24 protein-coding genes are annotated in these 25,797 nt (G+C 66.1%); 11 read left to right on the forward strand and 13 right to left on the reverse strand.

The window, feature by feature from the left end:
* Window positions 1–124: 124 nt before the first annotated feature.
* Window positions 125–277, reverse strand: a complete 153-nt coding sequence (locus LK542_RS13825; RefSeq protein WP_029755924.1) for a rubredoxin — start codon at window positions 275–277, stop codon at window positions 125–127.
* Window positions 278–369: 92 nt separating this feature from the next.
* On the opposite strand from LK542_RS13825, the gene LK542_RS13830 reads away from it, so the two are divergent.
* Window positions 370–1,173 carry a hydroxymethylpyrimidine/phosphomethylpyrimidine kinase gene (locus LK542_RS13830; RefSeq protein ID WP_374040143.1) on the forward strand — a complete coding sequence of 268 codons (804 nt, stop codon included), beginning with the start codon at window positions 370–372 and terminating at the stop codon, window positions 1,171–1,173.
* A 14-nt stretch (window positions 1,174–1,187) separates the two neighbouring features.
* Window positions 1,188–2,480 (forward strand): glutamate-1-semialdehyde 2,1-aminomutase, encoded by a 1,293-nt coding sequence (gene hemL / locus LK542_RS13835; protein ID WP_227812338.1) that lies wholly within the window; start codon window positions 1,188–1,190, stop codon window positions 2,478–2,480.
* A gap of 6 nt (window positions 2,481–2,486) precedes the next feature.
* Here hemL and LK542_RS13840 read toward each other — a convergent pair whose 3' ends face one another.
* Window positions 2,487–3,746: a PepSY domain-containing protein gene (locus LK542_RS13840; RefSeq protein WP_227812339.1), complete on the reverse strand. Its 1,260-nt coding sequence runs from the start codon at window positions 3,744–3,746 to the stop codon at window positions 2,487–2,489.
* Between the two features lie 10 nt (window positions 3,747–3,756).
* Complete coding sequence (locus tag LK542_RS13845; RefSeq protein ID WP_227812340.1) at window positions 3,757–5,943, reverse strand: TonB-dependent siderophore receptor; 2,187 nt, start codon at window positions 5,941–5,943, stop codon at window positions 3,757–3,759.
* Window positions 5,944–6,170: 227 nt separating this feature from the next.
* Between LK542_RS13845 and LK542_RS13850 the strand changes: the two genes are divergently transcribed.
* The gene (locus LK542_RS13850) at window positions 6,171–7,130 is read left to right on the forward strand and encodes an IS1595 family transposase (RefSeq protein WP_227812341.1); all 960 of its coding nucleotides are present in this window, start codon (window positions 6,171–6,173) and stop codon (window positions 7,128–7,130) included.
* A gap of 83 nt (window positions 7,131–7,213) precedes the next feature.
* Here LK542_RS13850 and LK542_RS13855 read toward each other — a convergent pair whose 3' ends face one another.
* The 9 genes from LK542_RS13855 to mpl all read right to left on the reverse strand — a co-directional run bounded on the left by LK542_RS13855 (window position 7,214) and on the right by mpl (window position 18,003).
* Window positions 7,214–9,553, reverse strand: a complete 2,340-nt coding sequence (locus LK542_RS13855) for a DUF4214 domain-containing protein (RefSeq protein WP_227812342.1) — start codon at window positions 9,551–9,553, stop codon at window positions 7,214–7,216.
* A gap of 164 nt (window positions 9,554–9,717) precedes the next feature.
* Window positions 9,718–10,683, reverse strand: a complete 966-nt coding sequence (gene corA / locus LK542_RS13860) for a magnesium/cobalt transporter CorA (RefSeq protein WP_227801675.1) — start codon at window positions 10,681–10,683, stop codon at window positions 9,718–9,720.
* 98 nt (window positions 10,684–10,781) lie between these two features.
* Window positions 10,782–11,501, reverse strand: coding sequence for a monofunctional biosynthetic peptidoglycan transglycosylase (gene mtgA / locus LK542_RS13865; protein ID WP_227802088.1), 720 nt, complete (start codon window positions 11,499–11,501; stop codon window positions 10,782–10,784).
* Between the two features lie 17 nt (window positions 11,502–11,518).
* Window positions 11,519–12,328 carry a shikimate dehydrogenase gene (aroE, locus tag LK542_RS13870; RefSeq protein WP_227812343.1) on the reverse strand — a complete coding sequence of 270 codons (810 nt, stop codon included), beginning with the start codon at window positions 12,326–12,328 and terminating at the stop codon, window positions 11,519–11,521.
* Between the two features lie 6 nt (window positions 12,329–12,334).
* Window positions 12,335–13,189 (reverse strand): TonB family protein, encoded by an 855-nt coding sequence (locus tag LK542_RS13875; RefSeq protein WP_227801677.1) that lies wholly within the window; start codon window positions 13,187–13,189, stop codon window positions 12,335–12,337.
* 239 nt (window positions 13,190–13,428) lie between these two features.
* Window positions 13,429–15,480, reverse strand: coding sequence for a ribonuclease catalytic domain-containing protein (locus LK542_RS13880; RefSeq protein WP_227812344.1), 2,052 nt, complete (start codon window positions 15,478–15,480; stop codon window positions 13,429–13,431).
* A gap of 2 nt (window positions 15,481–15,482) precedes the next feature.
* The gene (locus LK542_RS13885; RefSeq protein ID WP_229521272.1) at window positions 15,483–16,049 is read right to left on the reverse strand and encodes a chorismate lyase; all 567 of its coding nucleotides are present in this window, start codon (window positions 16,047–16,049) and stop codon (window positions 15,483–15,485) included.
* Window positions 16,050–16,060: 11 nt separating this feature from the next.
* On the reverse strand, window positions 16,061–16,636 hold the full coding sequence (locus LK542_RS13890; RefSeq protein WP_227812346.1) for a YqiA/YcfP family alpha/beta fold hydrolase: 576 nt from the start codon (window positions 16,634–16,636) through the stop codon (window positions 16,061–16,063).
* Entirely contained in the window at window positions 16,633–18,003 is a 1,371-nt protein-coding gene (gene mpl / locus LK542_RS13895) for a UDP-N-acetylmuramate:L-alanyl-gamma-D-glutamyl-meso-diaminopimelate ligase (RefSeq protein WP_227812347.1), read from the reverse strand. The genes LK542_RS13890 and mpl overlap by 4 nt, the downstream gene beginning before the upstream one ends.
* A 90-nt stretch (window positions 18,004–18,093) precedes the next feature.
* Between mpl and LK542_RS13900 the strand changes: the two genes are divergently transcribed.
* The 8 genes from LK542_RS13900 (at window position 18,094) to LK542_RS13940 (ending at window position 25,131) form a co-directional block, all read left to right on the forward strand.
* Window positions 18,094–18,723, forward strand: coding sequence for a hypothetical protein (locus tag LK542_RS13900; protein ID WP_227812348.1), 630 nt, complete (start codon window positions 18,094–18,096; stop codon window positions 18,721–18,723).
* Window positions 18,720–19,280, forward strand: a complete 561-nt coding sequence (locus tag LK542_RS13905) for a TlpA disulfide reductase family protein (protein ID WP_227812349.1) — start codon at window positions 18,720–18,722, stop codon at window positions 19,278–19,280. The genes LK542_RS13900 and LK542_RS13905 overlap by 4 nt, the downstream gene beginning before the upstream one ends.
* A gap of 134 nt (window positions 19,281–19,414) precedes the next feature.
* A complete protein-coding gene (aroQ, locus tag LK542_RS13910) occupies window positions 19,415–19,852 on the forward strand; it encodes a type II 3-dehydroquinate dehydratase (protein ID WP_227801684.1) in 438 nt (145 codons plus the stop codon).
* A gap of 95 nt (window positions 19,853–19,947) precedes the next feature.
* Window positions 19,948–20,421, forward strand: a complete 474-nt coding sequence (gene accB, locus LK542_RS13915; protein WP_227801686.1) for an acetyl-CoA carboxylase biotin carboxyl carrier protein — start codon at window positions 19,948–19,950, stop codon at window positions 20,419–20,421.
* A gap of 99 nt (window positions 20,422–20,520) precedes the next feature.
* Window positions 20,521–21,921: an acetyl-CoA carboxylase biotin carboxylase subunit gene (accC, locus tag LK542_RS13920; protein WP_227801688.1), complete on the forward strand. Its 1,401-nt coding sequence runs from the start codon at window positions 20,521–20,523 to the stop codon at window positions 21,919–21,921.
* Window positions 21,918–22,874, forward strand: coding sequence for a 50S ribosomal protein L11 methyltransferase (gene prmA, locus LK542_RS13925; protein WP_227812350.1), 957 nt, complete (start codon window positions 21,918–21,920; stop codon window positions 22,872–22,874). The genes accC and prmA overlap by 4 nt, the downstream gene beginning before the upstream one ends.
* A gap of 3 nt (window positions 22,875–22,877) precedes the next feature.
* Window positions 22,878–24,179: a zinc-ribbon and DUF3426 domain-containing protein gene (locus LK542_RS24825; RefSeq protein WP_267877550.1), complete on the forward strand. Its 1,302-nt coding sequence runs from the start codon at window positions 22,878–22,880 to the stop codon at window positions 24,177–24,179.
* A gap of 10 nt (window positions 24,180–24,189) precedes the next feature.
* Complete coding sequence (locus tag LK542_RS13940) at window positions 24,190–25,131, forward strand: carbohydrate kinase family protein (RefSeq protein WP_227812351.1); 942 nt, start codon at window positions 24,190–24,192, stop codon at window positions 25,129–25,131.
* A 73-nt stretch (window positions 25,132–25,204) separates the two neighbouring features.
* Here LK542_RS13940 and LK542_RS13945 read toward each other — a convergent pair whose 3' ends face one another.
* Window positions 25,205–25,732 carry a YggT family protein gene (locus tag LK542_RS13945; RefSeq protein ID WP_227801692.1) on the reverse strand — a complete coding sequence of 176 codons (528 nt, stop codon included), beginning with the start codon at window positions 25,730–25,732 and terminating at the stop codon, window positions 25,205–25,207.
* Window positions 25,733–25,797 lie beyond the last annotated feature (65 nt).

Raw genomic sequence — 25,797 nt, forward strand, 5'->3', positions numbered from 1 at the left:
TATTGCAATTTGTAGGGTGTACGGCTCTGCCGTACGCGCGTTCGACCGACGCCTGAATGGACACGCCGTCTCTATTCAAACACGGTTTGGACGCGCGGTCGGCAAAGCCGACCACCCTACGAGATCAAATGGCGGTCATCTCGAAATCGTCCTTGCGGGCGCCGCATTCCGGACAGGTCCAGTTCATCGGCACGTCGGCCCAGCGGGTGCCGGGGGCGATGCCGTCGTCCGGCGCACCGGCCGCCTCGTCGTAGACCCAGCCGCAGATCAGGCACATCCAGGTCTGGAATGGGGCCGTCGAATCAGTACTCACAATATGGGTCCTTGTATCTAGTAGAATGGAGAGTCGCGTATATTAATGCAGCCGTCGTGCAAAACCAACCGTTACCCCTCATCCTGACATTTGGCGTGTCCGACCCGGTCGGCGCGCTCGGCGTGCAGGCCGACCTGGCCGCATTCGCCGCGCATGGGTGCCACGGGCTGTCGGTCGTCGCCGGCATTCTCGTGGCCGACAGCGCCAAGGTCGAAGAACTGCATGAAGTCGACAGCGACTGGATGGCCGACCAGGCCCGGGTCCTGCTCGAAGACATGCCGGTGGCCGCCTTCAAGGTCGGCGCCGTCGCCACCGTGCTGCAGCTGGCCGCCATCGCCGAAATCGTGTCCGACTACCCGGACGCTCCCTTGATCCTCGACCCTTTCCTCACCGCCCTGCCCGATTCCGGCCTGGCCGACGAAGAGATGCTGTCGGCGATCCGTTCGATCCTGGCGCCCCAGACCACGGTGCTGATGCTGTCGCAGTCGGAACTGGGCCGCATGGCCGAGACCTGGCGCGAGCCGGGTACGGAGGGTTCGCTGCTCGAAGACGTGGCCGAACTGACCAACGCCGGCTGCCAGTATGTGCTGGTCACCGGCACCCGCGACGAAACGGGCGCCTGTTCCAATACCCTGTTCGACGCCGACGGCGTGGTGGCCCAGGTCGAATGGAAGCACCTGCCCGGCCCCTTTGTCGGCGCCGGCAACACCTATTCGGCCGCCTTTACGGCCCTGATGGCGCGCGGCATGGAGGCGCCCGAGGCGCTGGTCGCCGCCCAGGACTACACCACCGGCGCCCTCGAACACGCCCAGCGCTTCGGCATGGGCAAGTTCATTCCCAATAAATTCTACCGGGGCTGAGGCCCCTCGCTACCATGACTGAGAACACCTCGAAGAACGACCAACTGTTCGCCCGCGCCCAGCAGTCGACGCCGGGCGGCGTGAATTCGCCGGTGCGCGCCTTCCGCTCGGTGGGCGGCACGCCGCGCTTCATCACCCGCGCCGAAGGCCCGTACTTCTGGGATGCCGACGGCAAGCGCTACATCGACTACATCGGTTCCTGGGGCCCGGCCATCGTCGGCCACGCGCATCCGGAAGTCATCCAGGCGGTGCAGGCTGCCGCTGCCAATGGTCTCTCCTTTGGCGCGCCGACCGAGGGCGAGATCGAGATCGCCGAAGAGATCTGCCGCCTGGTGCCCTCGATCGAGCAGGTGCGCCTGGTGTCCTCGGGCACCGAAGCGACCATGAGCGCCCTGCGCCTGGCGCGCGGCGCCACCGGCCGCGACAAGATCGTCAAGTTCGAAGGCTGCTACCACGGCCACGCCGATTCGCTGCTGGTCAAGGCGGGCAGCGGCCTGCTCACCTTCGGCAATCCGACCAGCGCCGGGGTGCCGGAAGACTTCGTGAAGCACACCCTGGTCCTCGACTACAACAACGTCCCGCAGCTGGAAGACGCCTTTGCCTCGATGGGCGACACTATCGCCTGCGTGATCGTGGAGCCGGTGGCAGGCAACATGAACCTGATCCGCGCCACGCCGGAATTCCTGAACCGCATGCGCGAACTGTGTACCGAACACGGCGCCGTGCTGATTTTCGACGAAGTGATGTGCGGCTTCCGCGTCGGCCTCGGCGGCGCCCAGGAAATGTACGGCATCACGCCGGACCTGACCGCGCTGGGCAAGGTGATCGGCGGCGGCCTGCCGGTGGCGGCCTTTGGCGGCCGTGCGGAACTGATGCAGAAGATGGCGCCGATCGGCCCGGTCTACCAGGCCGGCACGCTGTCGGGCAATCCGGTCGCGGTGGCGGCGGGCATGACCACCCTGAAGCTGATCCAGGCGCCAGGCTTTTATGATCGTCTCGGCGCCGCCGCCGAGCGCCTGGTCAAGGGCCTGACCGAAGCTGCCAGGGAAGCCGACATTCTCTTCTGCGGCGACGCCGTGGGCGGCATGTTCGGCTTCTACTTCAGCAACAGCATCCCCTCGACCTACGCCCAGATGATGGCCGGCGACAAGGAGCGCTTCAACCGCTTCTTCCACGGCATGCTGGAAGAAGGCGTGTACTTTGCGCCGGCGATGTTCGAGGCGGGCTTCGTCTCGGCGCAGCACACGGATGCGGTGATCGACGAGACGGTCGAGGCCGCGCGCCGGGTGTTCGCGCGCATCGGCTAAGCCCCGCTACGCTTCCTGCAGTTCGTCCGCACGCAGGGTCTTCGCGACCCTGCGCGAACTGCGCTTGCGCCACCAGATGACGACCCCGGTCACGCTCAGCATGGCGACCACCACGCCCATGAAGGAGATCAGGATGCGTCCCGGGATGCCGAGGATGCGTCCCGAATGCAGCGGGAACTGGGCCTGGACGAAGATGTCGGCCGCACTGCCCTTCCACGGCTGGCGTTCGCCCAGCAGGCGCCCGTCGACGCCGTCGTAGTAGAGCACCGGCGGACCCACGCCGCCCGTGCCGTGGTCGTTGCCCGGTTCGAAGAAACTCACCATGTAGATGCCGTATTCCTGGGAATAGAACACGCCGCCGGCCGGCGCCTCCCAGTTCCGGCGCGCCGCCTCCCTGCTGGCCGTCGCCACCACTTCGTTAAAACCCACGCGTGGGTTGATCACGTCCGCGCCCAGCTTCATCGGGCGGGTGTCGAAGGGCGTCGGCGTGACTTCGGACACGGTCTTCATCACCGGATAAAAGATTTCGCTGTACAGGTTCAGGGAAAACGCCGTGAAGGCGAGGACCAGGAGCAGCGCCCAGGTCCACAGGCTGAACGCACGGTGCAGGTCGAAATTGAGTTTGCTGGAACCGCCGCTCCAGCGCACTTTCCAGGCCGGCTTCCAGCGCCCCCACCAGGACTTGCCGCCCGCGCCCCCTTGCGCGGCCTGGCGCCGGCGTAGCGGCAGGGTCAGGTAGAAGCCGACGAAGCAGTCCACCGTCCAGATCATCGCGATCACGCCCAGCAGCCAGATGCCCCAGCGGTCGATGCCCCACATCTCCGGGATGTGCAGGGTGTAGTGCAGGCGGTAGAGGAAGGAGACGAAGGTCTCGCGGCTGATCGGCCAGACGGCGCCCCATTCGCGCTTGCCCAGCTCCGCGCCGGTGACCGGGTCGAGGAAGACCTGGTTGAAGCCCGGCTCGGTCATGGCCTTCGCGTCCGCGTCGTAGCGCGGCGCGACGCCCAGGGCCAGCGACCTGCCCTCCTCGGCGTGCAGGGGCACGTAGGAGACGCGCACCTGCGGATACCGCGCCTCCACCTGTTGCGCCAGCAGCAGCGCCGGCTGGGCGCGGCCCGGCGTGTGCGCCTCCATCAGGTGCGGATTGAGCAGGTCGTCGAGCTCGTGGTCCCACGAGATCACGGCTCCGGTCAGGCCGCTGACGAACAGGAAGGCCGCCGTCAACAGGCCGGCGTAGCGGTGCACCAGGGTCCAGAATGCGCGCATGGCTTCGTCCTCAGAAACGGTACTTCAGCGACAGCGACGCGCTGCGCGGCGCCGCCCAGGTCAGCGCGCCGTAGGCGGCAAACATGCCGAAGTGCTTCTTGTCGAACAGGTTGTCGATGTTGAGCTGGGCCGACAGGCGCGGGCTGAACTCGTAGCGCGCCATCAGGTTCACCAGGGCGAACGCATCCTGCTCGATCAGGCCGGTGCTGCCCTTCGGCGCCGCTGTATCGAGCGTCCAGGTACGGCTTTCCCAGTTGACGCCGCCGCCGACCGTCAGGCCGCTCCACGCATCGGCCAGCCTGTACGTGGTGAACACGCGCAGCAGCTGGCGCGGATAGATGCTGTTGACGTGGGCGCCGCCGGCATCCCTGGCGCGGAACACGGAGTAGCCGGCGGTGGCGTTCCAGCCCCGGGCCAGTTCGCCCGACAGCTCGAACTCGACGCCTTCGCTCTTCGCGCCTTCGGCGGCGCGGTAGTGGCTCTCTTCCAGCAGCGGGCCGTCGCCGTCGCGGTCGATCCGGCCGGCATCCTGCGCCAGCTTGTCCTGTTCGATACGGAATACGGCGAAGGAGCCGTTCAGGCGGCCGCCGAAGAACTCGCCCTTCAGGCCCAGTTCGTAATTCTTGCCGACGATCGGCTCGAGCATGTTGCCGGCGATGTCCTTGCGGTTCTGCGGCTGGAAGATGTCGGTGTAGCTGGCGTAGGCGGACCAGTTGCGCCCGAGGTCGTAGACCAGGCCCGCATAGGGCGTGAGCTCGTTCTCGTGCTTGACCGCATACGCCGTCGTCCACAGGCCGCGGCCGTTCTTCTCGTAGTCGGTGACGCGCGCCCCCACGATCAGCTTGAGCGGATCGGCGAGCGCGAAACGCGCCACGCCGTACAGGCCCGACTGCGTGGTCTCGGCGCTTTCATAGAAGGTTGGCGCGCCCCAGGACGGGGTCGGATAGGCGGCGCCGTTCCAGGCATGGAAATCGCCCACCGCGCTGTTGGCGCCGCCGAAGTCGGCGGCGCGGTTGTCGGAATTGAACTTCTGCGACATGCGGCTGAAGCCGAAGCTGGCTTCGTGGCGGCGTCCGAACAGCTCGAACGGGCCGCTGGCCTGCAGGCTGAAGTCATCCTGCTTTGTGGTGGTGAGATAGGAGCCGGCGAAGTCGCTCATGCCCTGGCCGGTGACGCGGTCCGGGACGCCCGACAGATACAGCAGGTAGGAGTCGCCGATGCGCTTCGCATGGTTATAACTGGCGCGCAGGGTCCAGCCGTTGTCGAAGCCGTGTTCGAGCGCCAGGAAGCCGTTGTCGTAGCGCGAAGCCCAGCTGACCCAGTCGGCCGCGGTGGTCTTGGAGCGGTCCCAGTTGGTCCTGCTGCCATCGCTGTACCAGAACGGCAGGCCGCCCCACATGCCGGCGCGCGGATCGAGGTCCTGGCGGCTGAAGCCCGCCGACAGCAGGGTGCGCGGGCCCAGGTCGGCGTCGATCACGCCGTAGATGGTCTTGCTTTCGTTCTTCAGGAGGTCGACCCAGCTGTCCGACTTGCTGTACTCGCCCACGACGCGGGCGCGCACGGTGCCGCTTGCGTTCAGCGGCGTGGAGACATCGCCCATGACGCGGCGCTCGTTCCAGCGGCCGACGCCCGCCTCCACCGCACCCGTGAGCGCACGGCTGGTCGCATGCTTGCGCACCAGGTTGATGGCGGCGGACGGGTTGCCTGCGCCCGTCATCAGGCCGGTCGCGCCGCGCACCACTTCGACCCGCTCGAACAGCGCCAGGCTGCCCGCGACTTCGCCCGCGCTCCAGGCCTGGTCCCAGGTGGTCGGGATGCCGTCGATCTGCAGGTTGTCGATGTCGAAGCCGCGCGCGGTAAAACCGGCGCGGTTGGTCTCGTACTGGTTGACCGAGACGCCGGTGACGTTGTTGACGATGTCGGTCACCGACTGCAGGTTCTGGTCTTCGATGCGCTGCAGGGTCACCACCGACACTGATTGCGGCGTCTCGCGCAGCGACAGGTCGAGCGGCGTGGCGCTGCGCGCGCTGCCGGCCGTGTAGGTGGTCTCGCCCAGCTTGCGGGCATTGACCTGCACCTGCTGGATGCCGGCGCCGGCCTGGTCCCCGTCGTCCGCCTGGGCGGCCAGGGGCAGGATTGCAGCGGTCAAGAGGGCGAGTCGGTTCAGGCAGAGCGTCCGGCAGGTGTTGATGGTCATGAGTTATCCAGATGGCGAGTGGTGAAAGCGATTGCTGTTCCGCATCACGATGCGGCAGCACGATATTTGAATGCGAATGATAACGATTCTCATTCAATTGTCAAGCTGCCATGCCGGAATGACCATATGCCGCCGCCAAAAAGCAAAGGCGATGTCACCGCTGAGTGTAGAAATTGAACTGCTGAGCTGAATGGAGGTCCAACCTGGGTCGATGATCAGGAGGGACCATGAATGCCGCGGGCTTTCGTCGTTTGCTGCAGCAGGCAGGCTTGCTCAGCCACCAGCAACGATCGCTGCTGATCGAATTCCTGCGCCCCGCGCTTGGCCTGGATCAGGTGTGCGAAGCCATCGACGGAGCCCGCTCGGCTCCCCTGTGCTGCCCTGGATGTGGCAACAGCCGCCACTACCGCCATGGCATCGTCCGGGGCCTGCAGCGCTACCGCTGCCGCGCTTGCGGCCGCACCTTCAGCGCCCTGACTGGCACGCCCCTCGCAAGGCTGCGCCACCGATCAAAGTGGCTCGACTACCTCAAGGACATGCTCGACTCGCGCAGCGTTCGCGCGGCAGCCGTGCGTATCGGAGTGCACCGCAACACCAGTTTTCGCTGGCGCCACCGCTTTCTGGACGGGGTACGGCTCGACCAGCCCGAGCGCCTCATCGGCATCGCAGAAGCAGACGAGATGTTCATCCTCGAATCGCAAAAGGGATCGCGCCGCCTGGATCGGCCGGCCCGCAAGCGTGGGGGCCATGCCCGTACCCGCGGCATCAGCCGCGAACATGACTGCATCCTTGTTGCCCGCGACCGCGGCGGCCAGACCTGCTCGTGCGTGACCGGACGGGCTGCGGTCACAGTCAGGCAGCTGCACCGGCACCTGCTGCCCTTGCTCGACCCTGACGTGCTGTTGGTGACCGACGGGCATGTTGCATACCGGACCTTCGCGCGCGAGGCTGGGATTGCGCATGCGTTTGTCAACCTGCGGACGGGTGAGCGCATGCGCGGCGCCGTGCACGTCCAGAACGTCAATGCCTACCACCAGCGCCTGCGCAGTTGGCTGTCGCGCTTTCACGGCGTCGCGTCGCGCTATCTACCGAATTACCTTGGCTGGCGCTGGGCCCTAGATGAGGGACGTATCGGTGCCCCCGATCATCTCCTGCGGACAGCGATCGGCCTCTTCCACATTCAATGATGACAGCGCCAAAGCAAAGCGGGCGGTGAACTGGTTCACCGCCCGCCTCTTTTTGATGGCCGGGGCCGCGCATCCGGCGGCGGCTAATAAGGCTGGTAGACGAAGCCGTTGCCGATGATGTCCGCCAGCGCGTCCTGGTTCTCGGGCGATTCGCTGAACGACTTCAAGAGATGCTCGCGCGGGTGGCCTTCTCCCAGGCGCGCCATCCAGTAGTCCAGCCCGCCCTGGTCGGGCGCCCGGTGCAGCACATTGGCGTACAACAGGCGGACGAATTCCGCGTCGGAAGGGGCGCTGCCATACAGGGATTGGAACTCGAGGCTGCCGATGAAGGCGCGGGCGACGTCCAGCAGCGAGGCGCCCGCGTCCAGCCGCGACATCCAGTAGCCGACGCCCTTCAGGTCGGGCGCGCGGTCGAAGGCGGCCCGGTACAGCCGGTAGGCCTGGCCGCCAGCGCCGTCGATGTCGAGCGCGATGGCCTGGTTCTGGAACAGCAGCCGCTCGACTCCGCTCACGACATCGGGCAGGCCGAATGGGCCCTGGCGCACCGTGACCGCGCCTGCCTCGCGCAGGATCTGGTAGCTGCCCGCGGAGCCGGGCAGCAGCAGCGTATCGATGCCGGCCCCGCCATCGATGCGCATGCCCTTCCCTCCCGCCAGCAGGTCGTCGCCGGGAGTGCCGGCATCCTGCAGCGCCGCCGTCGAAAAGCGCAGGCTGTCCGGTCCCGTGTAGGCGTTCCCGGCCAGGTCGCTCACCGCCGCGCGCGGCAGCTGCACCGTATAGCTGCCCGGCTTCAGAAAATCGGCCGTCTTCAGGAATACCTGCGCGCCCTGCACGAAGGGCCAGCTGGCGTAGCTGCTGTCTGCGTCAGTGGCCATGGCGACCGCCTTGCCGCTGGCGTCGACGATGCTGATCTTCGACTTGTCGATCGCCACCGCTTCGCTGAAGGTGAGCACCACCGTGTTGTCGGTCACGCGCACGCCGGCGGCGCCGTTGGGATGCGAGCTTGCCAGCAGCGCCGGCCCCGCCGTGTCGCCGCGCAGCGGCTGCGCCAGCAGCGTGAACGGGGTGCTGCCAAAACCCGTGCGCCCCACCTGCAGGTAATACTCGCCGCTGGCAGGCGGGGTGAAGTCGAGCGCGAGCGAATAATTGCGGTCGCTGCCGTCGTCGTAGGCCAGGGTGCGGCCGTCCGCCGCCAGCACGCGCAGCGTAAGCCACTCGCGCTGGCCGGACTGGGCGCCCACCGTGAGGGCATAGCGCTCGCCGCCGGCCAGGCTCATGCGGTAGGTGTCGAGGTCGCCGGCGGCTTCGAGCACGCCCAGCACCGGCGTCCCGGCACGCGCCGGCGCCGCGGCTGCGATGCTGCTACCCACCAGGTCGTGCATGCCGGCGCCGAGTGCGACCGTATAGGACAGCGACTCGCCGCCCACCGAGCTGTTCAACTGCGCCACGTCGAGGAAGTATTCCCCATCCGCCGGCGCCCGGAACACGAAACGCATGTTCTCAGTGTTGGTATTCCCGTAGTAATAAGCGACGGTGGCGCCGGCCGCGTCCTTGAGATACAGGGAATAAAACTGCTGTTCGCCCTTCAGGGTGACCGTGTAGTAGTTGTCCTGCTCGAGCTGCATCCGGAATCGGTCGACGTCGCGGTCGTACTCGATCGCGCCGGCCGCCAGCGCGCCGGGCGCGAGGCTGCCGGTGCCCTCGCCGCTGGCCGCGTAGTCGTCGCTCCAGCCGAGCATCCGGACCTTGTAGCCTCCGGCCGCCAGCGAGCGCAGTTCAAGCAGGTAGTCACCCGCCGCCTTCGGGTCGAAGCCCCACTGCCAGCCCAGGCCCGGCACCGGCTGGTAGTTGGCATCCAGGATCGCCACCTCGCTTGGCGGCATGTAGGGCTGGCCCACGCCTTCGACCGTGAACTCGTAGTGCATGCCGGGCCGCACACTGAATGCCACCCAGTCGGTGTCGCCGGCCACCTCGAAGCTGCCGGCCACCGTGCCGTCGGCCGCCAGGCGCTTGGGCGTCCAGGGCCCGGGCGCATCGTCGCCGACGATGTCGTGCCACTGCGCCGACAGCCGGTAGCCGCCCAGCGCGCTGGAATCGGACAGCGAGGCCGCGGCGACATAATAGGTACCGGCATTGAGCGCCACGAATTCGAGCATCGGGTAGAACCCGTAGCTGCCTGCCATCTGCCGGGCCACGACCTGCCCCCAGGCGTCGTAGACGGCCAGCGCGTAGTGCTGGGCGCTGTATGACGGAGCCTCGTCGCCCTGCAGCGACAGCAGCACATGCGAGTATCCGCGCTCGATGCGGAAGGCGTACCAGTCGACGTCGCGTGGGCGCTCGAACATTCCGCGGACTGGCGTGAGCGTATTGAGCGAGGCTTTGGTGTCGGGACTGGCGGGGTGGTCGTCGGCGATGTCGGCCATGGCGGGAACGAAGGAAGGTGGATGCGGAACGCCTTGCCATTATAGGGAATGGACGGGTGCGGGAATCTCTTGAAAACCCACGGCCTTGTGCTCGGCACACATCAAAAAAAAACGGGCGGTGAAATTTTCTTTCACCACCCGCCTGAAAATGACATTTTATTTCATCAACGCAACCAACCGCGCCGGTGGAAATACAGGAGCGGCGCCGCCATCGCCGCGACCATCAGTCCGATCGCGAGCGGATAGCCGAAGTTCCAGTTCAGTTCCGGGAACACCTTGAAGTTCATGCCGTAGATGCTGGCGATCAGGGTCGGCGGCAGGAAGGCGACCGAGGCCACCGAGAAGATCTTGATGATCTTGTTCTGGTTAATGTTGATGAAACCGACGGTGGCGTCCATCAGGAAGTTCACCTTGTCGAACAGGAAGGAGGTGTGGCCGTCCAGCGATTCGATGTCGCGCAGGATCTGGCGCGCTTCCTCGAACTGGTCGCTGTTGAGCAGGCGGCCGCGCATCAGGAAGCTGACCGCGCGGCGCGTGTCCATCATGTTGCGGCGGATGCGGCCGTTCAAGTCTTCCTCGTGCGCGATCGCGTTCAGCGCGGCGGCCGCGTCCTGGTCGGTGAATTCCTTCTGCAGCACGCGGGTCGAGACTTCTTCCAGTGCCTCATAGATGCCCTCGAGCGCGTCCGCCGAATACTCGGCATCGGTGGCGTACAGGTCGAGCAGCACGTCCATGTAGTCTTCGATCGAGCCGGGACGCGAGCGCGCGCGCAGGCGCACCAGGCGGAACACCGGCAGGTCATCGTTATGGACCGAGAACAGGATTTTCCCGGACAGGATGAACGCCACCGTTACCACGCGCGAGGGACCGTCCTCTTCTTCCAGCAGGAAGTCGGTGCGCAGGTGCAGGTCGCCGTTTTCGGCTTCGTAATAACGGGCCGAGGCCTCGATGTCCGACACCTCGTCCTCGCCCGGCAGCGTCACGCCATAGGTCGTCTTGACGAGGATGCGCTCCTCGTCGGTGGGCTCGTTGAGGTCGACCCAGACCGGCGTCACGTTCTCCAGGTCCTCGCGCGAGTCGACGCTGACCTGGTTCAGGCGGCCATTTTGTAGGACAAATACGTTGATCATGCGCTTTTCTCGGCCGGGATTCGAAAATTTGCCGCAAGTGTAACCGAGAGGCCCCGCAAGCGGCCACCCCGTAACGACAATTTCCTGTCCGGCAGGGCTTAGGGCAGGTCGGCGAAACGCATGCGGCGCTGGATCAGCGCAGTGCGGCGCATCAGATAGGACGTCGAGCGGTGCTTGTCATAGTAGCGCGGATTGGGCAGCATCACCGCCAGGCGCGCGGCCTGCTGGGTGTTCAGGTTGGCGGCCGAGGTGCGGAAGTAATGGCGCGCCGCCGCTTCCGCGCCGAACACGCCGCGGCCGTATTCCACCACGTTCAGGTAGACCTCGAGGATGCGCTTTTTGCTCATCACGGTTTCGAGCATGAAGGCGATGATCATCTCCTGCCCCTTGCGCAGGTAGCTGCGCGAACCGGACAGGAACAGGTTCTTGGCCAGCTGCTGGGTGATGGTCGAGCCGCCGCCGACCACCTTGCTGCGTTTGTTGTTGCGCTCATAGGCCGCTTCCAGCGCTTCCCAGTCCACGCCGCCATGTTCCGCGAAGCGCGAATCTTCCGAGGCCACCACGGCCCGCTTCAGGTTGACCGAGATGCGCTCGTAGGGCACCCACTCGTGCTTGAGCTTCGCGTTCGGGTTCTTCTCGCGCAGTTCGGACAGCTGCTGGCGCATGAAGCTGGTCGAGCCGGGATTGAACACCGAGTACCAGCAGACCATGATGAAGAAGTAGAGCTGCACCAGCAGCACCAGCAGGATCGGGCCAAGGATCAGCCACTTGAGCCAGCGGCGCGAGGTCTTCGCGCTGGCCTTTTTCGTTTTCCCCATCGCCATCGTGCTTGCGGTCATGGTCGCATCTTCCTGAACACTTCCGCCGTGTCGGGACGTACGCTGCGCCAGATGGCGAAGGCTTCGGCCGCCTGTTCGATCAGCATGCCCAGGCCATCGCGCACGCTGGCGCCGGCTTGGGAGGCGAATTCCATGAACACGGTCGGCTGGCTGCCGTACATCATGTCCAGCGCCAGGGCGCCCGGGCCGAACACAGTGGGCGAGAGCGGCGGCAGCTCGCCCGCCAGGCTGCTCGCGCTGGCGTTGATGACGATGTCGAAGCTGCCGTCGACGCTCGCGAAGCCCATGCCGCTGACCGGCACGGCGTAATTGCCGAAGTCGCGGGCCAGCGCTTCGGCGGTGGCCACGGTGCGGTTGGCGATCACGATCTCGCGCGGGCCCTGCTGGATCAGGGGCAGCAGCGCGCCGCGCGCGGCGCCGCCGGCGCCCAGCAGCAGCACGCGTTTGCCGGCGATGGCGACGCCCGCATTGCGGGTGATGTCGGCCACCAGGCCCGGGCCGTCGGTATTGTCGCCGACGATCTCGCCGTTCGCGAACACCAGCGTGTTGACGGCGCCGGCGGCGCCGGCGCGTTCTTCCAGGCGGGTGCAGACGCGCGCCGCCTCGAGCTTGAACGGCAGCGTGACGTTGGCGCCGCGGTAGCCGTCCGCCACCAGCTGTTTCACTGTCGCGGCGAAGCCGTCGAGCGGCGCCAGGCAGCGTTCGTAGACCAGGTCCTGGCCGGTCTGGCGCGCGTAGACCGGGTGGATCTCCGGGGACTTGCTGTGGGCGATCGGGTTGCCGATCACGCAGTACTTATCTGTCATGTTTGCTCATCCTGCGTCGCCTCGCAATTCGGTCTGCATCTTTTCTTCGCGCGTGAACCGGAAGCGCGTGATCACTTCCCACAGGTCGTCCTTGCCGCGGGTGCGCATGTTGGCCGGGAAGCTCCCGAAGGGCGCGGCCTGGCGCACGATGCGCAGCGCGGCGGCGTCGAGCGCGCGGTTGCCCGAGCTCTGCTCGACGCGCGGGCCGCCATCCTTCATGTAGATGGTCCCGTCCTGGAACACCGGGATGTAGACCACCAGCTCGCCGTACAGCTTCTGGCCGCTCTGCTGCGGGAAGTTGAGGGTGCCGACTTCCTCGATCCGCTTCTGCATCTCTTTATAGTAGAGCGCATAGCCGACCTGGCGCGTGCTGGGCGTGATCTGGGTGCGCTTGGGCCGCTTGTTCTGGTCTTCGATGCGCTCGATCACCTCGGCCGCGCTGCGCGAGATGGCGCGGCTGGTGTCCAGCGCGTCACTGCCGGTGCGGGTCGGGTCGGGCTTGTCCTGCTCGGTCTTGGGCGGCGCGTTGAAGGCGGAGCCGCGCACGCGGGTCAGGACGTTCTGCTGTTGCTGTTCCAGTTCGGCGATGCGGCGCTGCAGGGCCTTGATGCTTTCGCCGTTCTCCGTTTTGCGCAGGTCGGGCAGCGGCGAGCGCGCGCGTCCCGCATCGGCGGTGCCGCCGCCTTCCAGGTTGGCCTGGGCCAGGGCGTCGGCTTTTACCGGGGCGTTCGCATGCTTGGCGTTGACGAGGATGACTTCGAGCCCGGGATCGGCCGGCTGCTGGCGAAAGGCGTCCGGCGCGGCGAAACGGATCGCCAGCAGCGCCGCGTGCGCGAGCACGGACACGCCAAGGGCGATCATCAGGGGGCGGTTATCTTGCAAATACTTCACTGCGCGTGCCCGGGGCGGGCGGTTGGGTCAGGGATGGGGCATTCTAACCTGCAACGGCAGCGTGTGGTGGGGTTGTAGGGGTGTTCCAGTCCAGTGGACTGGAACACGGATTCCGCCCACGCGGTGGTAGTTATCGGGTGAATAACTGTTCGGGATGATCTTGCAGCCGGTTGACCGCGTGGGCGGGAGGACCCGCCCACCCTACGATATCAGGCCGTGCCGGCGTTTGCCGGGACCTCCACGCCTTCTTCCGTCGTGACCGCGGCAACAACACCCTCCGCTTCCACCACTTCCGCCAGCGCCGCTTCCCCGGTATCGCCCTCTTCCTCTTCTTCCAGCCCGATCGAGGCATCCGGCGCCACCGCCGCCACCTCGAGCAGGCGCGCTTCCAGCGACAGGTCGACTTCGTCCCAGCGCACAATATCCAGTTTCACCTGCGCGCCTCTGGCCACCTGCGGCATGCCGGCCAGGCGCGCCACCAGCGGGATCTCGACCAGGCGCACCACTTCGTCCTTCAGCACCACGGCATCGACCTGCTTCGCATTCTCCTGCCCCAGCCAGCGCAGGCACCAGTAGCGTTCCATGTTCTGCTGGAAGTCGTTGTAGGCCGCATAGGCCGCGTCGAAAGCGGAGACGATCGAGAACAGCGTCGCGTCGCGGTGCTTGAAGGGCGCCACCAGCGGCGCGGTCACGCCATGGGAGGCGCAGGCCAGGATCTGCCACTGGTTCACCAGGTCGGTATAGCGGCGCAGCGGCGAGGTGCTCCATGCGTACTGGTCCACGCCCAGGCCCTGGTGCGGCGCCGCGTGGGTGACCATGCGCACCTGGATCTTGGCGTTCCAGCCGCCCGCGCCCGGCCCCTGCGAGCGGTAGATGCCCGGCACGCCCGAGTCGTGCAGCAGCTTGCCCCAGGTGCTGTTCGCGAAGATCATCAGCTCGGCCACGATCTTGTCGAGCGGCGCGCCGCGCTTGCGGCGCACGATGGTGACCACGTCGTCTTCCACGTAGAAGTTGAAGTCGACGCGGTTGGCCTGCTCGGGTTTCAGGCCGAAGGCTTCGCGCTTCTGCATGCGGCCCGCTTCCAGCTGCAGCGCCCACTGCCACAGCAGACCGAGTTCTTCCTTGTGCGGATACTCGCCTTCGCCGCTGGCGAGCGTCTCTTCGTTGACCAGGGCGTCGAGGTCGTTGTGGCGCAGGTTGCTCTTGATCGGCACGCGCTCGGCGCGGGTGGTGGTCGAGACCACGGTCCAGTCCTGCGGGTTGAGCACGGCGTACAGCGACAGCGCCGGGCAGTCATTGCCTTCGGCGAGGGTGAAGGCGTTCACCACCTCGTCAGGCAGCATGGTGATCTTATCGCCCGGCATATAGACAGTGGACATGCGCGCGCGAGCGATCTTGTCGATCGCATCGTCCGGGCGGATGCCCAGGCCCGGCGCCGCGATGTGGATACCCACGCGCACCAGGCCATCGTCCAGCTTGACGACCGAGAAGGCGTCGTCGATCTCGGTGGTGGTCACGTCGTCGATCGAGAAGGCGGCGACGTCCGCCAGCGGCAGGTCGTCCGGCGCCTTCGGCACCTCGACTTGCGGGAAACCGGCGCCGCGCGGGAAGTGCTCGAACAGGAAGCGCCACATGTGCAGTTCCTTGGGCGACGCCAGCCCGCCCGTACTCAGCATCAGGCGCTGCGCGGTGGTCTGCAGTTCCGAGGCGGCCGCTTCCAGCGCCTTGTATTCGATGGTGTTCTTGTCCGGCTTGAACAGCAGCTGCTGCACGATCGCCTGCATCGAGCCCGGGAGCTTGCCGGCCTTGAGTTCATCGACGTAGCCGGCCTGGATGATGGCCTGCTGTTTCTTCTTTTCGATGCCGGCCAGGGCCGCCTTGAGGGTCTGCTCCGGCGCGGCCTTGTAGCGTCCGCGGCCCTTCTTGTGGAAGTAGATCGGGGCGGCGTGCAGCGCCAGCACCAGGCCGGCGGCTTCGTGCGGCAGGGGCGCATGGCCGAAGTATTCGGCGCCGAGTTCGGCAAAGCCGAATTCTTCCTGGCCCGCGACTTCCCACAGGAAGTCGAGGTCGACCTCGGCGGCGATGCCCTTGGCCGCAGCCAGCAGCGCTTCCGGCTCGGACTTGTCGAACTGGATCAGCACGTCCTTGGACTTGACCTTGCTGCGCTTGCCGCTGGCCAGTTCGACCTGGTAGGCCTCGCCCGCCTGCGACAGGATGGTGCCGACCTTGAAGTCGCCCGACTCTTCAAAAAATACGTTCATGTTTATTTCGTGTTCTGTAATGGTGTGGCCGGCGTCAGGCCGAGCACCGCAGGCAAGAATACCTCAGTGACCAGCAGCAGGCCTTGACGGCGGCGGTAGACGCAGCGCCGCGCGTAATAATGGGATGCTTCGACTCCGCCCAGCGCCGCGCGCACGCGGTTCAACAGCGGATGGCCCGCGCGGATGCGCGCGAATTCCAGCTGGCCGCGCCGCACCAGCGGGTCGTAAAACAGGGTGGTGCCGAGCGAACGTTCGCCCAGCGCCGAAAACAGCGGCCAGTCGCTGGCGCTGCAACTGGTCGGCACGACCGTGTGGCCAAACACCCTTGGCACGCCGTCGCACTCGAGCAGCACTTCGCGCTCCCACACCCGGCCCGGACGCGGCAGGCCGATCGCCCGCGCCTCGTCCGCCAGGCAGGTGGCGGCGTTCTGGTGCAGCCGGCGCACGCGGAAACGCGCGCTGTGCGCCATCAGGCGCGCCGTCAGCGAGCCCTCGGTCGTGAGCCAGTCCTGCATGGCCGCGGGCGCGCGCACGGCGAGCACATGCGGCTGCCACGCCGCCAGGCGCAAGGACGCGCCCCTCACTGCACCCGGCTCGCGCAGAAGGCCAGCACGTCGTCCACGTATTGCGGGAATTCCGAGATCGCATGGTCGCTGCCTTCGATCACGTGCTGCTTTGCGCCCGCGTAGTGCGCCACCATGTCGCGGTAGTCGAGCACTTCGTCGCCGGTCGCGGCCAGCAGGTAATAACGCTGCGGTTTCGTAATCTTCTCGACGCGCAGCGCCGCCAGCTCGTCGATGAATTCGCGGCGGAATTCAAAAGCTTCGTCCGAATGCCAGGCCGTGGTCACGCCGACGTGGTGTTCCAGGTTCTTGAGCGGATTCACGGACGGGTTGAGCAGCACCGCCGGCACGTCCAGGCGCTCGGCCAGCCAGGTGGCGTAGAAGCCGCCCAGCGAGGAGCCGATGATGGCCAGGTTGTCCGGCGCATGGCGCTCGGCCAGCAGCAGTGCCAGGGCCATCGCTTCCTTGGGCGAGGCCGGCAGCTGCGGGCAGATCAGCTCACCCGCGCGCCCTGCGTCCGCCAGGGCCTGGTGCACCACGCGCGCCTTGAAGGACCGGGGCGAGGAGCGGAACCCATGCAGATACAGAATCATGGAGCCAGGGCGTCCAGCAGTTTCTGGTGCACGCCGCCGAAGCCGCCGTTGCTCATCACGAGGATATGGTCGCCCGGCTGGGCCGCCTGCACGATCGCCTGCACCATGTAGTCGAGCTGGTCGAAGCTGTGGGCGATCGCGCCCAGCGGTTTCAGCGCATCGGCCAGCGACCAGCCCAGCGCCTGTTGACTGCCGAAGCCGAACACGAGGTCGGCGTCCTTCAGGCTGCCCGGCAGCGCATCCTTCATGGCGCCCAGCTTCATGGTGTTCGAGCGCGGCTCCAGCACGGCCAGGATGCGGCCCGAGGTACCGATCTTCTGGCGCAGGCCGCCCACAGTGGTGGCGATCGCCGTCGGATGGTGGGCGAAGTCGTCGTACACGGTGACATTGTTGACGACGCCGCGCACTTCCATGCGGCGCTTGACGCTCTGGAAGCGCGACAGCGAGGCAATCGCCTGCGAGGTCGGCACGCCGACGTGGCGCGCGGCGGCGATCGCGGCCAGGGCGTTCGAGCGGTTGTGGTGACCGGTCAGCTCCCAGTGCACGGTGCCTTGCACGTCGCCATTGAACAGGACGTCGAAGCTGGCGCCGCCCGGATGCTCGACCAGGGTCCAGTTCACGCCATCGGCGGCGCCGAAGGTCTCCTTCTCGCTCCAGCAGCCGCGCTTGAGGACGCGGGCCAGCGAGGCTTCGTCGCCGTTCACCACCAGGCGGCCCACGCCCGGCACGGTGCGCACCAGGTGGTGGAACTGGGTTTCGATGGCGCCGATGTCCGGGAAGATGTCGGCGTGGTCATATTCCAGGTTGTTCAGCACCGCGGTCTTGGCGTGGTAGTGGACGAACTTGCTGCGCTTGTCGAAGAAGGCGGTGTCATATTCGTCCGCCTCGATCACGAAGAACTCGCTCGGCTTGTCGCCGTGCAGGCGCGCCGAGATGCCGAAGTTCATCGGCACGCCGCCGATCAGGAAGCCCGGCGCGTAGCCCGCGTCTTCCAGGATCCAGGCCAGCATCGAGGTGGTCGTGGTCTTGCCGTGCGTACCGGCCACGGCCAGCACCCACTTGTCGCGCAGGATGTGTTCGCCAATCCACTGCGGGCCGGAGACATAGGGCAGGCCGCGGTTCAGGATCTCTTCGATCAGCGGATTCCCCCGCGTCATGACATTACCGATCACATACAGGTCCGGGTTCAGCGACACCTGGTCCGGCCCGTAGCCCTGGATCAGCTCGATGCCCTGGGCTTCCAGCTGGGTGCTCATCGGGGGATAGACGTTGGCGTCGCAACCGGTGACGCGGTGGCCGGCTTCCTTCGCCAGGACCGCCAGGCCACCCATGAAGGTGCCGCAAATACCGAGGATATGAATGTGCATGGTCGAAAAGAAATAGCTGCGGTAGGGACCGAAAGCGCGATTCTACCCGACCCGCTGTCATTTTCCGCTTAAGAGTATGATTCAAGCATCATGCCTACACCGAATAGTGATGTACTCCAGTTGCGCGCCGAAATTGCTGCCAATGCGGCGCGCATGATCGCCCAGGATGGCGCCGACTACGACACCGCGCGCCGCAAGGCCGCCCGCCAGGTGCTCGGGGTCGACCGCCCCAGCCCCAACCTGATGCCCGATAACCTGCAGATCGAGGACGAAGTCCGTAAATACCAGCAGCTGTTCGGCGGCGCCGGCCAGGCCGCGCGCCTGCTCGCCATGCGCGAGACGGCCCTGCAGGTGATGGACCAGCTCGCCGATTTCCGCCCCTACCTCACCGGCGCCGTGCTCAACGGCACGGCGGGCGAGCATGACGACATCCACCTGCAGCTGTTTGCGGAAAGCGCCAAGGAAGTCGAGATCTACCTGCTCAACCGTAACGTCGATATAGAGATCTCCGAAACGCCCCATTTCAAGGGCGGACGGCACGATCCGGTTGAAACGGTGAGCTTCATGTGGCATAAGGAAACTATTCATGCCGAGTTGTACGACTTTCATGACTTGCGCGGGGCACTGAAGCCGCGCGCGGATGGCCGCCTTCAACGGGTTGACGCAGCGGGGCTGCGCGCCTTGATGGCGAATGACGAAACACTGGAACAGGACGAATGAATAAAAAGCATGTGGCTGCGTATGTGGCCGTCGCCGCGCTGTTCGGCATCATGGGCGCCCTCGTGGCGATCAATAAAAAGGAAGTGCCTCCCTATACCACCGCCATTGCGCCGACCGGCGGCAAGCCGCACACGGCGGTGGACAATCTCTTCAAGCAGTCGCTGAACGACCTGCAGGGCAAGCCGCAATCGCTGGCCCAGTGGCGCGGCAAGCCGCTGGTGGTGAATTTCTGGGCCACCTGGTGCGCGCCCTGCGTGCAGGAGATGCCGGAACTGTCCGAGCTGGCGCATACGGACGGCGGCAAGACCTTCAATGTGATCGGCATCGGCATCGATTCGCCCTCGAACATGAACGAATTCGCGGCCAAGCTGAAGATCGCCTACCCGCTGTACGTGGCCGGCATGGGCGGCACCGAGCTGTCGCGCGAATTCGGCAACAGTGCGGGCGGCCTGCCATATACGGTCCTGATCGGGGCCGACGGGCAGGTGCGCAAGACTTATCTAGGCAAGCTGAAGTTCGACGAACTGCGCGCCGACCTCGCCAAACTGAACGGTTGAACCCGGGGCCTGCGAACGATCGTTCTTTTCCGAACTTCTCCGAACATGCCCCTATCGCCTGACAATTTTACTGCTTGCCAATAGTCGAGCTTGGCGGCACAATGCCTTCCTTTCGGGCGTTCAGACTCTTCAACATGGCGAAAAAGCTACTGCTGCTTAATGGCCCCAACCTCAATTTATTGGGGACCCGGGAGCCTGCGGTGTACGGCGCGACGACGCTGGCCGACATCGAGCAGGCAGCAGAGGCACAGGCTCTCGGCGCGGGCGCAAGCCTCGACTGCTTCCAGAGCAACCATGAAGGAGCCCTGATCGACCGCATCCACGCCGCCCGCGGCGAAGGCGTGGATGCGATCGTCATCAATCCGGGCGGCCTGACCCATACCAGCGTGGCCCTGCGCGATGCGCTTGCTGCGGTGGCGATCCCGTTCGTGGAGGTGCACATCTCGAATGTCCACGCCCGCGAGCCCTTCCGGCACCACTCGTACCTGTCCGCAATTGCGCAAGGCGTGATCTGCGGCCTGGGTCCGGACGGATACCGGTTTGCCATCGACTTTGCGCTTAAATCGCGTTAATCTACGTCAACTTCATGTATCAGCGGCCGCAGGGCGACCCGCCATCGCGTTGCCAGCTCTCTTAAAAACGAATAAAACATTCCAAGGGGTTTCACATGGATCTCAGAAAACTCAAGACTTTGATCGACCTGGTCGCCGAATCGGACATCGCTGAACTCGAAGTGACCGAAGGCGAAAGCAAGGTCCGCATCGTCAAGTCGTCCGCAAACCCGCAGAACAACGGGATGATGATGGTCCCGCAGCAGGCCGTGCAGCACTACGCCGCACCCGCTCCGCAGGCCGCCCCGGCCGCCGCCGCACCGGCAGCAGCACCGGCCGTTGCCGCCGAGCCGACCGGCCACGTGGTGAAGTCGCCGATGGTCGGCACCTTCTACCGCTCCTCGGCCCCGGGCGCCGCCGCCTTCGTCGAAGTCGGCCAGAGCATCAAGCAGGGCGATACCCTGTGCATCATCGAAGCGATGAAGCTCCTGAACGAGATCGATGCCGACGTCGCCGGCACGGTCACCAAGATCCTCGTGGAAAACGGCCAACCGGTCGAATTTGGCCAGCCGCTGTTCGTGATCGGCTAAGCAGCCTCCGGCGGCGCCCTGCCGCCAGCCCATCCTATGTCGTGTCCGGCGCGTGCTTTTACAGGCTGCGCCGGTTTTCACTGAAACACCGAACCTACCATGTTTGAAAAAATCCTCATCGCCAACCGTGGTGAAATCGCGCTGCGTATCCAGCGCGCCTGCCGTGAGCTGGGCATCAAGACGGTTGTCGTTCACTCCGAGGCCGACAAGGACGCCAAGTACGTCAAGCTGGCCGACGAATCGGTTTGCATCGGGCCGGCCCAGTCGGCGCTCAGCTACCTGAACATGCCGGCCATTATCAGCGCCGCCGAAGTGACGGACGCCGAGGCGATCCACCCGGGCTACGGCTTCCTGTCGGAAAACGCCGACTTTGCCGAGCGCGTCGAGAAATCCGGCTTCGTCTTCATCGGCCCGCGTTCGGACTCGATCCGCCTGATGGGCGACAAGGTCTCGGCCAAGCAGGCAATGATCAAGGCCGGCGTGCCCTGCGTGCCCGGTTCGGACGGCGCCCTGCCGGACGATCCGAAGGAGATCATCCAGACCGCGCGCCGCATCGGCTACCCGGTCATCATCAAGGCCGCCGGCGGCGGCGGCGGTCGCGGCATGCGCGTCGTGCATACCGAAGCCGCGCTGCTGGGCGCCGTGCAGATGACCAAGACCGAAGCCGGCAGCGCCTTCGGCAATCCGGAAGTCTACATGGAGAAGTACCTGGAAAATCCGCGCCACGTGGAGATCCAGATCCTCGCCGACGAACACAAGAACGCCGTCTGGCTGGGCGAACGCGACTGCTCGATGCAGCGTCGCCACCAGAAAGTCATCGAAGAGGCACCGGCGCCGGGCATCCCGCGCAAGCTGATCGAGAAGATCGGCGACCGCTGCGCCGAGGCCTGCCGCAAGATCGGCTACCGCGGCGCCGGCACATTCGAATTCCTGTACGAGAACGGCGAGTTCTACTTCATCGAGATGAACACCCGCGTGCAGGTGGAACACCCGGTCACCGAGATGATCACCGGGATCGACATCGTGCAGGAACAGATCCGCATCGCCTGCGGCGAGAAGCTGCGCTTCCGCCAGCGCGACATCATGCTGTCGGGCCACGCGATCGAGTGCCGCATCAATGCCGAAGACCCGTTCAAGTTCACCCCGTCGCCGGGCCGCATCACCAGCTGGCACCCGCCGGGCGGTCCCGGCATCCGTGTCGATTCGCACTCGTATGCAGGATATTATGTTCCACCTCATTACGACTCGATGATCGGCAAGGTAATTTCCTACGGTGCGACGCGCGAGCAGGCGATCCGCCGCATGCAAATCGCGCTCTCGGAAATGGTGGTTGAAGGTATTCTCACCAATATCCCGCTGCACCGTGAGCTGATGGTCGACGCCCGCTTCATCGAGGGCGGCACCAACATCCACTACCTGGAGCAGAAGCTGGCCGCCAAGCCGGACCTGCCGAAGGAAACGGGCATCGGCGCTAAATCGGAAGTTAAGGTAGACGCATGAGTTGGACCGAAGTCGTCATCGAAGTAGCGCGTGACCACGCGGAGGCCCTGTCGGACGCCCTGATGGAAGCGGGCGCCCTGTCGGTCTCGGTGGAAGACGCGGACGAAGGCACGGAGGCGGAAAAGCCGCTGTTCGGCGAGCCGGGCATGGAGCCGACCGAAGCGGCCTGGGACCATTCGCGCGTCGTCGCGCTCACCGACCTAGATGCCGACCAGTTCGCGATCGTGCAGGAAGCCGCCAACGCCATCAAGCTGCCGGTCGTGCCCTCCTTCACCACCCGCGCGGTGGCGGACGCCGACTGGGTGCGCCTCACGCAATCCCAGTTCGAGCCCATCCACATCGGCAAGAACATCTGGGTCGTGCCGAGCTGGCACGAAGCGCCGGACCCGAATGGCCTCATCCTGGAACTCGATCCCGGCCTGGCCTTCGGCACCGGCAGCCACCCGACCACCCGCCTGTGCATGGAATGGCTGGAAGCGCATCCGGCGCCGGGCAAATCGGTGCTGGACTACGGCTGCGGCTCGGGCATCCTGGCGATGGTCGCCAAGAAGCTCGGCGCCGGCGATGTGGCCGGCGTCGACATCGATCCGCAGGCAATCGAATCCGCGCGCGCCAATGCCGAACGCAATGGCTGTGCGATCGACTTCTACGTGCCGGACGACCTGGCCGTGACGCCGAACGAGCGCCATGCCAAGGGCCAGTTCGACATCGTGGTGGCGAACATCCTGTCGAGCCCATTGAAGCTGATGGCGCCGATGCTGTCCGGCCGCGTGGCCCCTGGCGGCAGCCTGATCCTGTCGGGCGTGCTGGCGCGCCAGGCGGAGGAAGTCGCTAGCGCCTACGCACCTTTCATCAAGCTGGGCGTCTGGGCCGAGCAGGACGGCTGGGTTGCCCTTCACGGGACGCTCGGCCAGGACACCGCACCCGCGCCGCGCTCCGCCACTGCCGGCTGACGCATGGCGCTCGCCACCCAATGCCCCCACTGCGGCACGATGTTCCGCGTCGCCGCGGACCAGCTCAAGCTGCGCGGGGGCATCGTGCGTTGTGGCGCCTGCACCGAGGTATTCGACGGTAACACCGCGCTGGTCGACCTGGCCACTGCGGCGCCGCCTTCCCCTCCTCCATCTTCTTCTCCACGCCGCCGCCGTGCAACGGATGCGGAGACCGGAGTCCCGGCTCCGGCAGCCGGGGAAACGGCCGAAGACCCCATCTATACCCTCGAATTCGACCGCACCTTCGCGCCCTTCGGCATCATTCCGCAGGTAAGCGACGAGGATGGCGCGGCCGAGGGCAAGTCCTTGACCGCGCCCGTGGCCGAGGCGCAGCCGGAGCCGACTCCGGAGCCTGTGCCCGAGCCGGCACCTGAGCCAGCACCTGAGCCGGCCCCTGAGCCATCACCTGCGCCGGAACCGGAACCGGCGCCGGAAGCGCCTGCGGCCGAGCTGCAGGTCGATGAAGCGCTGGTCGCGGCGCCGCCACCAGGCCATTACTACGACCCGGATCCTGCGCCCGCCCCTGCCGCTTCGCCCGCTCCTGCGGCCGCGAGGACCGCATCGTCCGCGCCCCCGCTGCTGCTGCGCGAATCGGGGCCCGCCACCGTCACCATGCCGCTGCCGCCCAGCGCACCGCCGGTCGCGCCGCGTACGCCGCGCACCAAGGCCGCCGAAGCGCGTGCACGCCGCTCCAAGCTGACCCCGACCAGGATCGAGCCACCCAAGCTGCGCGTGCCGGAGCCGGACGAGCCGGAGTTCGTGCGGCGCGGACGCCAGCGCGAACGCTCGGGCAAGGCGCTGCGCATCGCCATGGCCGTCGGCAGCCTGCTGCTGCTGGTGCTGGCCGCGGCCCAGGCCGTGCGCAGCTTCCACGATCCGCTGGCGGCGCGCTACCCCGGCTTGACCCCCACCCTGGTCTCGCTGTGCGGCGTGCTCGGCTGCCGCATCGAACTGCCGGCGCAGATCGACCAGCTGGTGATCGATACCGGCGAACTGACCACGCTGGGCGGCAACGCATACACCTTCAGCACCCAGCTGCGCAACCAGGGCGAGGCCACGCAGGCCTGGCCCAGCATCGAACTGACCCTGTCCGACGCCGAAGACAAGCCGCTGGTGCGGCGCGTGTTCGGTCCGCGCGACTACCTGCCGGCCGGCCCGCTGCTGGCCGCCGGATTCGCCGCGCACGCCGAGCAGCCGATCAAGCTGCACTTCCGCGTCGAGGAGCCGGCGCCGTCCGGCTACCATATCGCCGTCTTCTACCCTTGAAAGCCCATCCATGACCAAAACCGCCCTGATCTGCGGATCGATCGCGTTCGACAAGATCATGCAGTACCACGGCCGCTTCGCCGACACCCTCCTGGCCGACCAGCTGCACCGTGTGAACGTCTCCTTCCTGGTGCCGACCATGCGCCTCGAGTACGGCGGCTGCTCGGTGAACATCGCCTACAACCTCAAGCTGCTGGGCGGCGAACCGCTGATCATGGGCACCATCGGCCAGGACGGCGGCGACTACCTCGAGCGCATGAAGAAGCAGGGCCTCGAAACGCGCGGCATCCGCACCATCCCTGACGCCTACACCGCCCAGTGCTTCGTCACCGCGGACCAGGACAACAACCAGATCAACGCCTTCCACCCGGGCGCGATGCAGCACTCGCACGAGAACAGTGTCGCCGACCAGGGCGCGCTGCGCGTGGCGATCATCTCGCCGGACGGCCGCGACGGCATGATCAAGCACGCGGCCGACTGCGCCGCCCACAAGATCCCCTTCATGTTCGATCCGGGCCAGCAACTGCCGATGTTCTCGGGCGACGAACTGATCCGCTTCATCGACGGGGCCAGCTACCTGGCGTGCAACGATTACGAATTCGAAGTGGTGATGGACCGCACCGGCTTGAGCCTGACCGACATCGCCGCGCGCCTGGATGCCTTGATCGTCACCCGCGGCGGCGAAGGTTCGGACATCTACGCCGGCGGCGAACACCACCGCATCCCGGCCGTGAAGGCCGAGAACATCGTCGACCCGACCGGCTGCGGAGACGCCTACCGCGCCGGCCTGCTGTACGGGATTACGAATGGCCTCGACTGGCCCACCACCGGCCGCATCGCGAGCCTGCTGGGCGCCATCAAGATTGGCTCGATCGGTGGCCAGAACCACAGCTTTACCGCGCAGGAAGTCGAACAGAAGTTTGAGGCGGCATTCGGGTACAAGTTCCGCTGACAGTCCGCGCTCACCGGGCAAAAAAATGGGTCCCATCGGGACCCATTTTTTATTGGCGCAGCGCGTGATCGGATTACCCGTAAAACACCTGCCGCAGCACGAACTGGATAATCTGGATCAGCACCAGCGCCACCAGCACCGACAGATCGATTCCGCCAACCGGCGGCACCACGCGCCGGATCGGCCGCAGGATCGGCGTATTCAGCGCGTGCACGAAGGGCGCCAGCGGCGCATGCGGATTGACCCAGCTGAAGATCGCATCGATGATCAGGAGCGCCATGAAGCCGTACAGGATCCAGGTCAGGAAGCGGTACAGGGCGTGCATCAGCACCATCTCCCCCGGCGCCCCCGCCACCAGCAGCAGCGAACTGGCCAGCAGCACGACCAGGAAGGCGCCGATCAGGCTCGCCCAGTCATAGCCGCCCATGCCCGGCACCAGGCGCCGCAGCGGCAGCACCATCCAGTCGGTCAGGGTAAAGGTGAACTGGCCGATCTGCTGCGGCGGACGCACGCGGGTTGCCTGCATCCAGAAGCGCAGCAGGAGCAATCCGCCCAGCAGGCCGGCAGCGGTATCGACGATAAACTGGAGAATGGACAGCACGTAGGCTCCTCAAAAAAAAAACCGCCGTGTGAAAGATCACACAGCGGTATTTTGCCTGATCCAGG

The organism is Massilia sp. IC2-477 (genome assembly GCF_020707265.1).
Classification (GTDB): Bacteria; Pseudomonadota; Gammaproteobacteria; order Burkholderiales; family Burkholderiaceae_D; genus Telluria.